A 15,882-nucleotide genomic window follows, 5' to 3' on the forward strand; every position below is an offset into this window, starting at 1 on the left:
GAAGTGGGCGGAGGCGTTGGCCTGGTGCCGGGGGACCAGGGCGAGGCCGGCGATCGGCTTCGCGGCCGGGCTGACGGCGCCGGGGGGGCGGCGCGTGGGCAATGCCGGGGCGATCATCTCGCCGGCCGCCGACGGCGCGGCCGAGAGGGCCGGGATCATGTGCTGGTATGGGCTGACGGTGGCGCCGGAGCCGGGCTCGTTCGGGCAGACCGTGGCCGACTGGCTCGCCCGGGCGGCGAAACGGCGGCCACCAAAAGCGTGCCGTTCGCCCTACCCCCTCTGCGGGGGAGGGTGGCCCCCGCAGGGGGTCGGGAGAGGGAAGCGACGGTACAGAACCCGGCTCCGCCCTTCATGCCTGTCACACCCTCTCCTGAAGCCGGGTTCCCCTCTCCCGACCCGGCCTGACGGCCGGCCCACCCTCCCCCGCAGAGGGGGGAGGGAGACGCGCGGATGACCGATCGGGCAGCCAACACACCAGAACCGCCCATCGGCCCCTGGAACCCGGGTGTCCGCTCAGACCTACCCTCCGCCTTCCTGCCCCTCGTCACGGTCTACCGCCCGGAGCACGTCGAGACGCCGCTGCGCGACGCCCTCGATCTCAGCGATCTCTGCGGCCTGCCCGCCCGGCAGCTCACGCGCTTCCGGGCAAGCCGCCTCGTCGTCCACGAGGTTCTCATCCGGGTCATGTCGGACCTGTCCGTGCCGGTGGGCGCGGTCTACGCCGATCTCGGCGTGAATTTCCGCGCGATCGTCGCCACGATCCTGCGCGAGGGCGTCGAGCCCCGCCTCGAAGACGTCGAGGCCGCCTTGGCGGAGATCCGCGCTGATGCCGACGCCGTGCTCACGCGCGAGATCGCGGACATCCTGGACGATGCGCCGGTCGCAGCGCCGCCTCGGCCGGGCTGGCTCGACCGGCTCCTCGGCCGGCGCCCGCCTGCGGTCGAGACACCGCGCGAGGATCTGCCGACCCGCGCCCTGCGCCATCTCGACTCGTGGCAGCGGCGGGCCGCCGAATCCGGCGACGGCCTGGAGATCGCCGCCTGCGAGGCGCTGCGCGCAGTCGTGTCGGGCCTCATCGCCCGGCAGAATACGCTGATCCGCGACCCGACCCTGCTGCGCAACCTCGCCGGGACGCTGGTCAGCAACGGCTACGGCAGCCGCCGGGTCGGCGAGTTGATCGAACCCTGGATCGCCGCCGTGGTCGAGGCCCGCGGCTACCGCCGCTTGGCGGCCCAGGACCATCCGGTGGTGATGAACGTCAAGGGCGCCTCGGCCTCCGGCAAGAGCACGATCCGACCTTATCAGCTCGGCCTCGCCCGGCGCCTCGGCATGGCGTGGTCCGACTTCGCGGTGATCACGCCGGATGTCTGGCGCAAGTACCTCCTCGATTACGACAGCCTGGGCGAGGCCGCCCGCTACGCCGGGACGCTGACCGGCTACGAGGTCGAGATCATCGACATGAAGCTCGACCGCTACGTCACCCGCAGGGCGGCCGAGCGGCGGATCTCGAACCTGCTGATCGACCGATTCCGGTTCGACAGCTTCCAGGCCGAGGCCGGATCGGACGGCGGCGGCCAGTTGCTCACGCGGTTCGGCGATCGGGTCTACATGCAGTTCATGGTCACGCCGCCGGCCGACACGGTCGAGCGCGCATGGCAGCGGGGCGAGATGTTCGGCCGCTACAAGGCGGTGGAGGATCTGCTGGCCCACAACGTCGAGGCCTATACCGGCATGCCGCGCCTGTTCTTCAACTGGGTGCTGGCCCGGGACAAGCAGGTGGTCTGCGAGTTCCTCGACAACAGCGTGCCGCTCGGTGAACGCCCGCGCACCATCGCGTTCTGGGCGAACGGGATCCTCAACATCCTCGACGTGAAGGGGCTGATCGACATCGACCGCTTCCGCAAGGTCGACATCTTCGCGCGCGCGCCCGACGCGGTGTTCAAGGGGGCCGACCTCTCGGCATCCGCCAACACCACGTTCCTGAACGCGTGCCTGCGCCGGATGGCGGCGATCCGCTTCGTTCAGGCCGAGACCGGGCGCGCGATCCTGCGGCTCGATCGGGGGCGGATCACCGGCCTGGATCGCATCGCCCTCGCGGCGCTCGCGGAAGGGCCGGACTGGGACGCCGCGCGCGCGCTCCTCGGCATCCCGACCGACACCGCATCGGTCCCCGAACTCGACGAAACCCTGAACCCAGCCGACGAGCCCACACTCGGGGCCTGGGGGCCATTTCCCGGGATCCCACAAACGGCATAATATCGCCGTCCTGACAGTTCATCCCGTCCGTTTCACACTGGTATATTGCATGCCTGGAATGGATGTGCATGATCAACGACGCACGAGACGCCGCCACGGAAGGCCGCGCCGCCCCAGAGAGGCTTAGGGATGGAACGCCAGGATTCGCCGTCGGCGAAGTGGTGGCAGCTCGCTTTCGGCGTGACCTGCATGGCCATGATCGCCAACCTCCAATACGGCTGGACATTGTTCGTCGATCCGATCGATCAGCGCTACCACTGGGGCCGGGCCGCGATCCAGCTCGCCTTCACGCTGTTCGTCGCCACCGAGACCTGGCTCGTCCCGGTCGAGGCGTGGTTCGTCGACCGCTACGGCCCGAAGATCGTGGTGGCCTTCGGCGGCGTCATGATCGCCTCGGCCTGGACCATCGACGCCTACGCCGACAGCCTGTTCATGCTGTACCTCGGGGCGGTGATCGCCGGCATCGGCGCCGGCTCGGTCTACGGCACCTGCGTGGGCAACGCGCTGAAATGGTTCCCGCACCGCCGCGGCCTCGCGGCCGGCGCGACGGCCGCCGGGTTCGGCGCGGGCGCAGCCATCACGGTGGTGCCCATCGCCCGGATGATCGCCACCAGCGGATATCAGGACGCGTTCCTGTATTTCGGCATCGGCCAGGGAGCGGTGGTGTTCGCCCTCGCCTTCCTGCTGCGCAAGCCGTCGACGATCACCACTGTTCAGCGCAAGAGCCTGCGCCTGCCCCAGACCAAGGTCGACCGCAGCCCCCGCGAGGCGGTGCGCACGCCCGTCTTCTGGGTGATGTACGTCATGTTCGTGATGGTCGCCTCGGGCGGCCTGATGGCGGCGGCGCAGATCGCCCCGATCGCCCACGACTTCCAGGTGGCCGGCGTTCCGGTGAGCCTGTTCGGCCTGCAGATGGCGGCGCTGACGTTGGCGATCTCGCTGGACCGGATCTTCGACGGGTTCGGGCGGCCGTTCTTCGGCTTCGTCTCGGACCATATCGGCCGCGAGAACACGATGTTCATCGCCTTCTCGACGGCGGCGGCGGCGGTGATCGTGCTCCTGACCTACGGGCACAACCCGATGGTGTTCGTGCTGGCCACGGCGGTGTATTTCGGGGTGTTCGGCGAGATCTACTCGCTGTTCCCGGCGACCTGCGGCGACACGTTCGGCTCGAAATACGCCGCCAGCAATGCCGGCCTGCTCTACACCGCCAAGGGGACCGCGGCGTTCCTCGTGCCCTTCGCAAGCCTGCTCTCGGCGGCCTATGGCTGGTCGGCGGTGTTCGCGCTGATCATCGTGCTCAACGTCACGGCGGCGGCGCTGGCCATGTTCCTGCTTCGCCCGATGCGAGCCCGCTACCTCGCGGCGGACGACGCCCCCGCGGCGCTCGCGGCCCAGCCGATCCGGGCGGCCTGACGCCGCTTACCCGTTCAGACCCGATCCGACTCTCTGGAGACCCCCGATGACCGCCCTGGCCAAGATCGTCCACACCACCCCCGAGATCGAGGCGGAACCCGAGCTGACCGACGGCTTCCACCTCGTCATCGACGCGCTCAAGCTCAACGGCATCGAGACGATCTACGGCGTGCCGGGCATCCCGATCACCGATCTCGGCCGCATGGCCCAGGCCGAGGGGATGCGGGTGATCTCGTTCCGCCACGAGCAGCATGCCGGCAACGCCGCGGCGATCGCGGGCTTCCTCACCCAGAAGCCCGGCATCTGCCTCACGGTCTCGGCGCCGGGCTTCCTCAACGGTCTCACGGCGCTCGCCAACGCCACCACCAATTGCTTCCCGATGATCCTGATCTCGGGCTCCTCCGAGCGCGAGATTGTTGATCTGCAGCAGGGCGACTACGAGGAGATGGACCAGCTCTCCATCGCCAAGCCCCTGTGCAAGGCGGCCTTCCGGGTGCTGCACGCGGCCGATATCGGCATCGGCGTCGCCCGCGCGATCCGCGCCGCCTGCTCGGGCCGGCCGGGCGGCGTCTATCTCGACCTGCCCGCCAAGCTGTTCGCCCAGGTGATCGACGCCGAGGCCGGCCAGAAGTCGCTGGTCAAGGTGATCGATCCGGCGCCCGCCCAGCACCCCGCCCCCGAGGCGATCGCCCGGGCCCTCGAGGTGCTGAAATCCGCCAAGCGGCCGCTGATCGTGCTCGGGAAGGGCGCCGCCTACGCCCAGGCCGACGAGGCGATCCGTTCGCTGGTCGAGACCAGCGGCATCCCCTACGTGCCGATGAGCATGGCCAAGGGCCTCCTGCCCGACACCCACCCGCTCTCGGCCGGCGCGGCGCGCTCGACGGCGCTGAAGGACTCGGACGTGGTGCTGCTGGTCGGCGCCCGGCTGAACTGGCTGCTGTCGCACGGCAAGGGCAAGAGCTGGGGCGAGCCGGGCTCGACCAAGTTCATCCAGATCGACATCGAGCCCCGCGAGATGGATTCGAACGTCGAGATCGTCGCGCCCGTGGTCGGCGACATCGCCTCCTGCGTGCAGGCTTTGCTCGACGGCATGGGCCAGGGCTGGCAGCAGCCCCCGTCCGACTGGATCGAGACGCTCAAGACCAAGCGCGAGGCGAACATCGCCAAGATGGCGCCCAAGCTCATGAGCAACGCCTCGCCCATGACCTTTCACGCCGCGCTCGGGGCGCTCCGCACCATCGTCAAGGAGCGGCCGGACGCGATCCTGGTCAACGAGGGTGCCAACACCCTCGACCTCGCCCGGGGCATCATCGACATGTACCAGCCGCGCAAGCGGCTCGACGTCGGCACCTGGGGCATCATGGGTATCGGCATGGGCTTCGCCGTGGCCGCTGCGGTCGAGACCGGCAAGCCGGTCCTGTGCGTGGAAGGCGACAGCGCCTTCGGCTTCTCCGGCATGGAGGTCGAGACGATCTGCCGGTACGGCCTGCCGGTCTGCATCGTGGTGTTCAACAACAACGGCATCTACCGCGGCACCGACACGGATCCGACCGGCCGCGACCCGGCCACCACGGTGTTCGTGCCGGATTCCCGCTACGACCGGATGATGGAGGCCTTCGGCGGCGTCGGCTACCACGTCACCACGCCCGACGAGCTGACCCGGGCGGTCAACGAGGCGATGAACGCGGGCCGGCCGGCCCTCGTCAACGCCGTGATCGACCCGGCCGCCGGCAGCGAGAGCGGCAACATCGGCAGCCTCAACCCGCAGAGCGGGATCAAGAAGAAGAAGTGAGGGCGGGCCAAAGCCCCTGATACGAAAGCCTCCGACGGCCGGATCGCTCAGCGGTCCGGCCGTTTTCAATGGGACCGCCGGATCCGTATCACGCCCTCCTTCCTCTGCGGGGGCGGGCGGGAGGGAGGCGGGTTCCGTTGCTCAAGTCCCGACCGCATCGCGCGCGCTCAGCCACAACCCGCCATGATCGATCCCGACCTCGCCGGCCGCCTGCACTTCCGTCACCGCCTGCCCACACAAAAGCCCCTCCCCCCGGGCCGGCACGACCTCGGCCTGTACGCCGAGCGGGACGCGGTGCTGGTGGTCCCCGAGGGCCTCGATTCCCACCGGCCCTGCCCCCTCGTGGTGCTTTTCCACGGCGGCGGCGGCAGTGCCGAGCGGATCCTGCCGATGCTGGAGCGACACGCCCAGTCCGAAGAGTTCCTGCTTCTCGTCCCGCAATCGCAATTCCCGACCTGGGACATCGTCATCGCGGGTCACGGCCCCGACCGGGAGCGCGTCGCGGGCGCGCTGGCCCATGTGGCCGACCGCTTCCCGCTCGATCCCGGACGCCTCTGCTTCGCGGGCCACTCGGACGGCGGGAGCTACACGCTCTCGCTCGGGCTCGCGAACGGCGACGTGGCCAGTCACCTGATCGTCTCGTCGGCGGGCTTCCTGTCGGTGCATCTGCAGATCGGTGCGCCGAAGATCTTCCTGTCGCACGGCACCCGGGACCAGCAGATCCCGATCGACCGCAGCGCCCGGGTCCATGTGCCGGCGCTGCGCGAGGCCGGCTATCCGGTGACGTACGTCGAGTATGACGGCCCGCATGCCCACCAGCCGGCCGTCGTGGCGCAGGCCGTGGACTTCTTCCTGAGGGATCAGGCCAGCGCGGGCTGAGCCGGTCCGTGAGTCCGGCCCGGGGGCTCGACTGCGCCGGCATCGGCGAGAAGCGCCGGGATCAGGTCGGTCTGCGAGACGATCCCGACGAGGCGGCCATCGCGGTCGACCACCGGCAGATGGTGCAGCCCCGCCCTCGACAGGAGTGGCACGAGCGCGGCAATGGGCAGATCCGGGCCGACGGGCGCGACCGCGCTCATGATGTCGGCGGCGCAGCCATGGGGCGCCCGGCCGCGCTCGACCGTGAGCCGCAGGCGGCGGCCGAGGCCGAGGCGCGGCCCGGACCGGTCCCAGGCGGCCTTGTCGAGCAGGTCGGTCTGCGTGACGATCCCGAGCACCCGCGCGCCCTCGTCGGTGACCGGCAGCGCCTTGATCCGGTGACGGCGCAGCAGCCGCAGCGCCTCGGTGAGCGGCGCGTCCGGCGCCACCGCGATCACGTCGCGCGACATGATCGCCCCGCAGGTGATCGGCCCCGAGCTGCGGCCGTAGACCCGCATCTGCACCTGCCGCAGGATCTGCTCGAGATCGCCGCGGTCGACGTCGAGCAGCTGATCGAAGTCTTTCAGAGCCGCGTCGAGATCGGCGGTGCGGAACCCGACCCGGGCGCCCGAGGGCGGATCGGCGGTCCGCGGACCGGCCGGGCGCTGGTGCGGATAGGCGCGGCCCGTGAGGTTGTTGAACAGCAGCGCGGTCGCGAGCAGGATCAGCGAGTTGGCCGCCACTGGCCAGAGCGCGAAGCCGTAGCCCAGCGCCCGGACCGCCGGGCCGCCGAGCACCGCCGTCAGCGCCACGGCGCCGCTCGGCGGATGCAGGCAGCGCAGGAGCATCATCAGGGCGATCGCCACGCCGATCGCGCAGGCGGCGGCCACGAACGGGTCGGCGATCCACGCGGCCGCCGTAACGCCGACCAGGGCAGCCACGAGATTGCCGCCGAGGATCGACCAGGGCTGCGCCAGGGGGCTCGCCGGCACGGCGAAGAGCAGAACCGCCGAGGCACCCATCGGTGCGATCAGGATCGGCAGCGCCGCGTTCGGGAGTGACGCGCGGCAGACGAGGCCGGTCGCCAGGATCCCCACCAGGGCACCCGCGGCGGAGCGCAGGCGCTCGCGCGTGCTGACCGGGGTCAGCTCCGGCAGGAAACGACTCAGGAACGCGCGCATCGGCTCCGGGGCTCGCATACGAAAAGGACGGCGCCAAGGCGACGCCGTCCTGTCTCAGGATCGCTGAGGACTTCCGGTCCCGGTCAGACCGCGCGGGCCTCGTGCATGGCCCGGATCTGCTCCTGCGTGTAACCCAGGCCCGCCAGCACCTCGTCGGTGTGCTCGCCGAGCAGCGGAGAGGCCTTCACCTCGACCTGCATGTCGGAGAACTTGATCGGGCTGCCGACGGTCAGATACTTGCCGAGCTTCGGATGCGCCACCTCGACCACGGTGCCGCTCTCACGCAACGACTTGTCCTCCGCGATCTCCTTCATCGACAGTACCGGCGCGCAGGGGATATCGAAGGTGCGCAGGATGTCGACCGCCTCGAACTTGGTCTTGTCGGCGAGCCACTCCTCGATCGTCTTGAAGATGTCGAAGATCTTATCCTGGCGGGCCCGGGCGGTGTTGTAGGCAGGATCGGTGATCCACTCTTCCTTGCCGAGGGCCTTGCAGATCGGCGCCCAGGCGTGGCCCTGGATCGTGAAGTAGATGTAAGCGTTCGGGTCGGTCTCCCAGCCCTTGCACTTGAGCACCCAGCCCGGCTGGCCGCCGCCCCCGGCATTGCCGCCGCGCGGCACCACGTCGGAGAACTCGCCGTGGGGGTATTGCGGGTACTCCTCCAGGTAGCCGAGGGCGTCGAGGCGTTGCTGGTCGCGCAGCTTCACGCGGCAGAGGTTGATCACGGAGTCCTGCATGGACACGGCGACCTTCTGACCCTTGCCGGTCTTGTTCTTCTGGTGGAGCGCCGTGAGGATGCCGATGGCCAGATGCATGCCGGTGTTCGAGTCGCCGAGTGCCGCCGCGCTGACGGTGGGCGGCCCGTCCCAGAAGCCCGTGGTCGAGGCGGCACCGCCGGCGCACTGGGCGACGTTCTCGTAGACCTTCAGGTCCTCGTAATGGTGGCCGTCCGAGAAGCCCTTCACCGAGGCGAGGATCATGCCGGGGTTCAGCTCCTGGATCCGCGCCCAGGAGAAGCCCATCCGGTCCAGTGCGCCGGGGCCGAAATTCTCGACCATGACGTCGGAATCGCGGATCAGCTTCTCCAGGACTTCCTTGCCGGCCTGGGTCTTGGTGTCGAGGGTGAGCGAGCGCTTGTTGGAGTTCAGCATCGTGAAATAGAGCGCGTCCGCGTCCTCGACGTGGCGCAACTGCGTGCGGGTCACGTCGCCGGCACCGGGGCGCTCGACTTTGATCACGTCGGCCCCGAACCAAGCCAGCAACTGCGTGCAGGCCGGACCCGCCTGAACGTGCGTGAAATCGATGATCTTGATGCCTTCCAGCGGCTTGCTCATGGGGCGTCCTCCCTTGGAATGTTGGTGGTTCGGTGAAGGCGATGCGCGGCCGGCCCGTTCAGGCCGGCACGGCGGCTTCGAGCTCGGCCACGCGCTGACGCAGCCGCTTGTCTTCCGTCCAGCGTTCGGTCTCGTCTCGGATCACCGCCACGATCCCGGTCACTTGGTCGGCGGAGTCCCGCACCATCCCCACCGTGAAGGCGATGGAGCGCTGGCTTCCGTCCTTGCAGATCGCCGGCACCCTCAGGGTCTGCGCCCCGTAGCGGGTGATGCCGGTCCGCATCGTCTCGGCGTAGCCGTCCCAGTGGCGACGCCGGTGCCGCTCGGGGGTGATCAGGTCGAGGGTCTGACCGAGCGCCTCCGCGGCGGTGAAGCCGAAGATCCGCTCGGCGGCCGGATTCCAGACGGTGATGGCACCCTCCGGATCGGCGACGACGACCGCGTCCCCGATCGCCGCGACGAGACTCGCAAGGTCGGATCCCGTCCCGGCGGTCGCGCTAGCATCCCCGCGCGTGGTGGGATTCGTCATGGGCGGCCTTTCTCTCCGGAATAGGAGCTAAAGTTCCGGCTGACCGCTGCGGCCCCGGCGTCGGAGCGCCGCGCAACATTGGTATTTGGTATGCCATATGTGGAATGGCGTCAACGGCCGGTCCGGGGACTGCACTTTCATTCCGGCCGGATCTGTATCCTGGCGACCTCTCCGACGCGGCCGGAGGCCGGGCGTGTGCGCCCTATCGTGTTCTCAGATTTGCCGCTTTCGGCGCGCAGGAGCGCGACGGTCGACAGCTCGGACCGGCGGTTCGGCATCCCGCCCTGGAGTTCATCCGGTGATCCGTTTCGAGAAAGTCAGCAAAGTCTACCGCACGGACGGTCACAAGCGGACCATCCTCGAACAGGCCTCGTTCACCCTGAAGCCGGGCATCTCGTATGGGATCCTCGGGATCAACGGCGCCGGCAAATCGACCACGATGCGGCTGATTGCCGGAACGGAGGATGCGACCCGGGGCAAGATCTATCGCGGGCTGCGGGTCTCGTGGCCCCTCGGCTTCGCGGGCGGCTTCCATCCGAGGATGACGGGCCGCGACAACGTCATGTTCGTCGCCCGGATCTACGGGGAGGATCCGCGGAAGGTCCTGGATTTCGTCGAAGACTTTTCCGAACTCGGCAGCTACCTCGATGTGCCGATCTACACGTACTCCTCCGGCATGGGCGCGCGCCTTGCATTCGGGATGAGCATGGCGATCCCGTTCGATTGCTACCTGATCGACGAGATCACCTCCGTGGGCGACGCGCGCTTCTCGAAGCGCTGCGACGAGGTTTTCTCCCAGCGCCGCAAGCACGCGGACATCATCATGGTCTCCCACTCCATGGAGACGATTCGGCAATGGTGCTCGCAAGGTCTCGTGCTGCTCAACGGGCGCGCGATCATCTACGAGGACGTCAACGACGCGATCGAAGTCTACCGGCGTCTCAACGCGTGACGCGTCGCATTCCGCGCGCGTCCGGACACGCTTTTGCCGCGTCCGCGTGAGAGACGGTCCGGACGCCGACGCCGCTTCGCGGCCGCCTGCTCTGAGACGGATCGACCTGCAAGGCCGCGGAGGCCGGGAACCAAGCCATGAACATGGAGATCCGGAAAGCCGAGGGGCAGCCGGTCACGACTGCCGAGCGCCAGAAGGCGATCACCGAGTCTCTGCGGCAGATCGCGCGGATGTCGCGCTTCGCCGATCGCAAGAAGGGCATCCGGTCCTACCAGAGCAACGTCAAGAACGATCCGTGGATCCCGATCCTGTTCGCGATCTGCTTCGTGCTGCCGACGCTGGCCGGCGCGATCTACTATGGGTTAATTGCATCGGACCGATACGTCACCGAGGCGCGGTTCGCGATCCGTCCCGCCATCGGCGCGGCCGACAAGTCGAGCTCGGAATCGGGCGGAGCCAGTTCGGGCGTGTCGAGCCAGATGGTGGCTCAGGACTCGATGATCACCCGGGAATACATCCTGAGCCGGCCGATGCTGGAAACCATTGAGGCGCAGCTGCCGCTGCGCGATTGGTTCAGCAACGACAACATCGATTACATCTCGCGTTTCGATCCGAGCAAGCCGATCGAGAAATTTCTGCGCTACTGGAAGCGGCGCGTCGACGTGGTGACCGAACCCGGTTCCGGAATCATGACCGTGAACGTGGAGGCGTTCGACCCGGACCAATCCCTCGCCATCACCCAGGCCGTCATGAAGGAGGCCGAGCGGATGGTGAACGACCTCAGCGTCAAGGCGCGTGAGGATGCGGTCGCCGAAAGCAGCCGCGAGCTGAAGCTCGCCGAGGAACGGATGACCAAGATCCGCCTCGCGATGCGGGACCTGCGCAACCGCGAGGGCGTGCTCGACGCGCAGAAGTCGAACGACATCAACGTGAAGATGATCGCCGAGCTGCGTGCCTCCCGGATCAACCTCGCGGTCCAGCTCGCCATCGGCCAGCGCGATCTCGGACCCGAGTCCCGCCGCATCATCGACATCAAGCAGCAGATCAAGGATCTCGACGACAACATTGCCCGGATCGAGCAGCAAAGCGCCAGTCCGGAGCCCGCGCAGAAGCGCCTGCTCTCGGACGCGCTGACGCGGTTCGAGACCCTGGAAACTGATCGCAGGAACGCCGAAAAGTACTACCAGTCGGTGCTGGCATCCTACGAACGCGCCCGCATCGTCGCGGCGCGCCAGATCGAGTTCTTCAGCCCGATCGTGGAGCCGGTGCGGGCCGAATCGTCGACGGAGCCGCGGCGTCTCCTGATGCTCAGCCTGATCACGGCGGGGGCCGCGGTGCTGTTCGCCGCGTCCATGTTCGCGCGGAAGATGATGGCCTGACAGCGGGCCCCGTCATCCGGGACGGCGCCGCTGCCTCAGCGGCCGGTGCCGGCCGGAAAATCGGACCGGCTCGCCGCCGATCCGACCGTTCCGCCAGTCCAGCCCTGTGCCCGCCAGCCCTCGGCCCGCTCGTCGAGGTCGATCGAGCCCGCCTGGGCCAGGATGCTCAGCACCTGCTCGGCGCGGCTGTCGTCGGCGCGGATTGTCACGAGGGTTCCGCCACGGCGAATGCCCTCGGCGTAGGTCTCGGCCTCACCCTCGCTCAGCCCCGCCCCGGTCAGGCCACCGATCAAGCCGCCCGCCGCGGCGCCGACGCCCGCGCCCGTCACGGTCGCCACGAGCCAGCCCGCCGCCACGACCGGCCCGAGGCCGGGGATCGCCAGCAAGCCCAGGCCGGCGAGAAGGCCAGCCCCCCCGCCCAGGACCGTGCCGACCGTCGCACCGGTGCCCATGGAATCGACGGTCTCGTCCGGCTCATGGGCCTTGTCGATGGGCGGCAGTGCGGCGGCCTCGGGGTCGGTCCGGTTCGAGACGATGCTGATGTCACCGTGGGGAAGACCGGCGGCTTCGAGCTGGTCGACCGCCCGGGCGGCGTCCTCGTAATCGTCGAACAGGGCGGTGAGCGCACGTGCGGCCATCGAAGTCTCCCGGAACGGCGGGCCGTGAGCCCGCAGACGCGGCGACGCCGCCGCCGGGGCGGTGCGTTCACCGACCGGTCAAGCGGCGGAACCGCGCCGGGTTCCCGCACCCGCCCGCGGTGCTCTTAACGGGCCGCTAACCTTCTACCCGGCAGATCTTGCCGGGTTCGCCGCAGGGAAGGCGTCCGGGACGGGCGGCGACGGGTGGGATCGATGGCGGAGACGGCGAGCGCGCCGACACGGTTGGGCCCCGCGGCCATTCTGGGGCAGTTCGCCCTGCCCACCCGCGGCGACATGCACGCCCTGACGAAGCGCTCGGATCTCCTGTTCGCCACCGGCGTGCTGGGGATCCTCGCGGTCCTGATCTTCCCGCTGCCCGCCATGCTGCTCGACCTGCTGCTGGCGGTCTCGATCATCACCTCGGTGCTGATCATGATGACCGGGCTGTCGATCGACAACCCGCTGGAGTTCACCGTCTTCCCGACACTGCTGCTCATCGCCACGATGCTGCGGCTCGCCCTGAACCTCGCCTCGACGCGCCTGATCCTCGGCCACGGCCACGAGGGCACGGCGGCGGCAGGCCATGTCATCGAGGCCTTCGGCCACTTCGTGATGGGCGGCAACTTCGTGATCGGGATCATCGTGTTCGCGATCCTGATCATCGTGAACTTCGTGGTGATCACCAAGGGTTCGGGCCGCATCGCCGAGGTCGCGGCCCGCTTCACCCTCGACGCGATGCCCGGCAAGCAGATGGCGATCGACGCCGACCTCTCGGCCGGGCTGATCGACGAGAAGGCCGCCAAGGCCCGGCGCGCGGCGCTGGAGGAGGAATCCTCCTTCTTCGGCGCCATGGACGGCGCCTCGAAATTCGTGCGCGGCGACGCCGTGGCGGCGCTGCTGATCACCTTCATCAACGTGGTCGGCGGCATCATCATCGGGGTGGCGCAGCAGGGCCTGAGCTTCGGCGACGCGGCTAAGAGCTACACGCTGCTCACCATCGGCGATGGGCTCGCGAGCCAGGTGCCGGCGCTGATCGTCTCGACGGCGGCGGGCCTGCTCGTCTCCAAGGCCGGCGTGAAGGGCGCCGCCGACAAGGCGCTCGGCAAGCAGCTCGCACATTACCCGAAGGCGCTCGGCATGTCGGCGGCCGTGATGCTGCTGATCGCGCTGCTGCCCGGCATGCCGATGCTGCCGTTCGTGCTGCTGGGCGGCGGTGCCGGCTACGCCGCATGGCGGATCAACAAGACCGCCAAGGAGGCCCCGCCCGTCGACGCGGAGGGTGTCCCGATCGACACCAAAGCCGTCGCGGCCGCGGCCGCCGCCAAGGAGGAGACGGTCACCGACCTGCTCAAGCTCGACGACCTCAAGCTCGAGATGGGCTACGCCCTGCTCGCGCTGGTCAACGGCGAGGGGCAGGACCGGCTCACCGACCAGATCAAGGCCCTGCGCCGGCAGCTCGCCGCGGAACTGGGCTTCGTGATGCCCTCGGTGCGCATCCTCGACAACGTCCAGCTCGACGCCAACACCTACGTGGTCCGCGTGAAGGAGATCGAGGCCGGTACCGGCCGGATCTTCCCCGGCCAGTTCATGGCGATGGATCCGATGGGCGGGCAGGTCCAGCTTCCCGGCCAGCATATGCTTGAGCCGACCTTCGGCCTGCCGGCCACCTGGATCGACGCCGCCCTGCGCGATCAGGCCCAGGTCAAAGGGTACACGGTGGTGGATGCCGCCACCGTGGTCTCGACGCATCTCACCGAAGTCATCAAGGCGCACGTCTCCGAGCTGCTCAACCATGTCGAGGTCTCGAAGCTGTTGCGCGAGTTGCCGAAGGAGCACACCGAGCTCCTGAAAGAGATCGTGCCGTCGCAGATCTCGACCACCGGCATTCAGCGCGTGCTTCAGTTCCTGCTGGCCGAGCGCGTGTCGATCCGCGACCTGGGCGCCATCGTGGAGGCGGTCGCCGAGGTGGCGGGCGGGGTGAAGAACCCGCGCGACGTGGTGGAGCACGTCCGCGCCCGGCTCGGGCGGCAGATCTGCGCGCAGTATCAGGATCAGAACGGCAGCCTGCCGATCATCACCCTGTCGCCGGCTTGGGAACAGGCCTTCCTGGAGTCGATCGTCGGCGAGCGGGAGGAGCGCTACCTCGCGATGCAGCCCTCGAAGCTCAGCGAGTTCGTCACCGCGGTGCGCGACCGGTTCGAGACCGCGGCGCGGCAGGGCGAGATGCCGGTGCTGGTGACCTCGGCCCAGACCCGGCCGTTCGTGCGCTCGATCATCGAGCGTTTCCGCCGGGAGACTCCGGTGATGAGCCAGGCCGAGATCCATCCCAGGGCGCGGCTGCGGACGGTGAGTTCAATCTGAACTGGGGGGATGAGAGGCGGCGTCCGCCCTAGGCGGGTAAGAGACCCACCGGCCACGCCTCAGAACGCTTTCTGCTTGAGCTCCCGCTCCAATTCGCGCGCGTCGAGCCCGGGGGCGACAACGGGCGGATCCGGCACCACGGCCGCCTTCGGCCCGTGCGCGGCCGAGCCGATCGCCGCCGCGAGCCTGGACCGCTCGAACGCGATCACCACGATCACCGAGATCAGGGCCGGGATCCAGAAATAGAAAATCCGGAAGATGACCACCGCCGCGATGATCGCGTCCTTCTGGGCCTCGTCGGTGATGTGCATCGCGGTGATGAACACGATCTCGAACACGCCGAGGCCGCCCGGGGCGTGCGAGGCCAAGGCCACCGAGAAGGAGGCCAGGAAGATCGCCAGCACCGGGATGAAGCCGGGGTTCATCGCATCCGGAAGCGCGAAGTAGATGATGCCGGCCGCGCCCAGCAGTTCGAGCGGCGCCGCCAGGAGCTGACGGCCCATGATCCCGGGCCGCGGATATTCCAGCTTGAACGAGCGGATGTGCAACGGGCGCAGCCGCAGGATCGAGCCGACCACGTAGAGAGCCACGAACCCCAGCATGCCGATGCCGACGATCAGCGCGGTCTTCGGATCGGTGAGAAAGCTCGGCAGCTTGCCATCGAGGCGAGCCAGCAGGTTCGGATCGACCACCAGCGTGAAGCCGCCGAGCAGGACAGTGCCCAGGAAGAACGTGAAGGAGCAGAGGGCCACCAGTACGGCGACCTGCGCCGCGGTCAGGCCCTTGGCGGTGTAGGCCCGGTAGCGCACCAGGGCGCCGGAAAAGACCGAGGCGCCGATATTGTGCGAGAGCGCGTAGGTCGTGAACGAGCAGAGTGAGACGAACCGCAACGAGATGTGGTGCACCCCGAGGTGCAGCAGCGCGATCCGGTCGTACCAGGCGAGCGCCGCGTAGGCGACGAGGGTCGAGAGCGCCGCGAGCAGGATCCGGTGCGGCGGGATCGCCAGCACAGCGGCCCAAATCGCCGACAGCGAGGTCGTCTTTAATTCCTGGTAGAGAAAATAGCCCGAGACGACGACGGCGGCGAGGCCGATGAGCGGCCAGATGAACTCGCTGATCTTCTTCATGAACACCGACGCCCCGGGGAGAGCCCCTGATGCGCCGTCAGGCGGCGCCCTGCAAGCGG

The 15,882-nt window shown here is 68.8% G+C and carries 12 protein-coding genes; 7 read left to right on the forward strand and 5 right to left on the reverse strand.

The genetic code is table 11. The features are described 5' to 3' along the window. The first annotated feature begins 450 nt into the window (after positions 1-450). The 4 genes from MKK75_RS22130 to MKK75_RS22145 all read left to right on the forward strand — a co-directional run bounded on the left by MKK75_RS22130 (position 451) and on the right by MKK75_RS22145 (position 6,343). The gene (locus MKK75_RS22130) at positions 451-2,256 is read left to right on the forward strand and encodes a zeta toxin family protein (RefSeq protein WP_244044670.1); all 1,806 of its coding nucleotides are present in this window, start codon (positions 451-453) and stop codon (positions 2,254-2,256) included. 129 nt (positions 2,257-2,385) lie between these two features. Then, entirely contained in the window at positions 2,386-3,672 is a 1,287-nt protein-coding gene (oxlT, locus tag MKK75_RS22135) for an oxalate/formate MFS antiporter (protein WP_244044671.1), read from the forward strand. Positions 3,673-3,718: 46 nt separating this feature from the next. Continuing rightward, positions 3,719-5,464 (forward strand): oxalyl-CoA decarboxylase, encoded by a 1,746-nt coding sequence (gene oxc / locus MKK75_RS22140; RefSeq protein WP_244044672.1) that lies wholly within the window; start codon positions 3,719-3,721, stop codon positions 5,462-5,464. Between the two features lie 183 nt (positions 5,465-5,647). Continuing rightward, positions 5,648-6,343, forward strand: a complete 696-nt coding sequence (locus MKK75_RS22145) for an alpha/beta hydrolase (RefSeq protein WP_244044673.1) — start codon at positions 5,648-5,650, stop codon at positions 6,341-6,343. Here MKK75_RS22145 and MKK75_RS22150 read toward each other — a convergent pair. From MKK75_RS22150 to MKK75_RS22160, 3 genes are all read right to left on the reverse strand, one after another. Continuing rightward, on the reverse strand, positions 6,325-7,503 hold the full coding sequence (locus MKK75_RS22150; RefSeq protein ID WP_244044674.1) for an HPP family protein: 1,179 nt from the start codon (positions 7,501-7,503) through the stop codon (positions 6,325-6,327). The genes MKK75_RS22145 and MKK75_RS22150 overlap by 19 nt on opposite strands. Before the next feature lie 83 nt (positions 7,504-7,586). Further along, positions 7,587-8,837: a formyl-CoA transferase gene (gene frc / locus MKK75_RS22155; protein WP_244044675.1), complete on the reverse strand. Its 1,251-nt coding sequence runs from the start codon at positions 8,835-8,837 to the stop codon at positions 7,587-7,589. A gap of 58 nt (positions 8,838-8,895) precedes the next feature. Beyond that, on the reverse strand, positions 8,896-9,366 hold the full coding sequence (locus MKK75_RS22160; RefSeq protein ID WP_244044676.1) for a PAS domain-containing protein: 471 nt from the start codon (positions 9,364-9,366) through the stop codon (positions 8,896-8,898). A 298-nt stretch (positions 9,367-9,664) separates the two neighbouring features. On the opposite strand from MKK75_RS22160, the gene MKK75_RS22165 reads away from it, so the two are divergent. Continuing rightward, on the forward strand, positions 9,665-10,318 hold the full coding sequence (locus MKK75_RS22165; protein WP_244044677.1) for an ABC transporter ATP-binding protein: 654 nt from the start codon (positions 9,665-9,667) through the stop codon (positions 10,316-10,318). 137 nt (positions 10,319-10,455) lie between these two features. Next, a complete protein-coding gene (locus tag MKK75_RS22170; RefSeq protein WP_244044678.1) occupies positions 10,456-11,697 on the forward strand; it encodes a capsule biosynthesis protein in 1,242 nt (413 codons plus the stop codon). Positions 11,698-11,732: 35 nt separating this feature from the next. Here the strand turns inward: MKK75_RS22170 and MKK75_RS22175 are convergent, their stop codons facing one another. Beyond that, positions 11,733-12,335 carry a hypothetical protein gene (locus MKK75_RS22175; protein WP_244044679.1) on the reverse strand — a complete coding sequence of 201 codons (603 nt, stop codon included), beginning with the start codon at positions 12,333-12,335 and terminating at the stop codon, positions 11,733-11,735. Between the two features lie 213 nt (positions 12,336-12,548). Between MKK75_RS22175 and flhA the strand changes: the two genes are divergently transcribed. Continuing rightward, positions 12,549-14,696, forward strand: a complete 2,148-nt coding sequence (gene flhA, locus MKK75_RS22180; RefSeq protein ID WP_244044680.1) for a flagellar biosynthesis protein FlhA — start codon at positions 12,549-12,551, stop codon at positions 14,694-14,696. Positions 14,697-14,755: 59 nt separating this feature from the next. Here the strand turns inward: flhA and MKK75_RS22185 are convergent, their stop codons facing one another. Further along, on the reverse strand, positions 14,756-15,823 hold the full coding sequence (locus MKK75_RS22185; protein WP_244044681.1) for a lysylphosphatidylglycerol synthase domain-containing protein: 1,068 nt from the start codon (positions 15,821-15,823) through the stop codon (positions 14,756-14,758). Positions 15,824-15,882: the final 59 nt, after the last annotated feature.

Origin of the sequence: Methylobacterium sp. J-030 (assembly GCF_022829545.1) — a bacterium.
Lineage (GTDB): Bacteria > Pseudomonadota > Alphaproteobacteria > Rhizobiales > Beijerinckiaceae > Methylobacterium.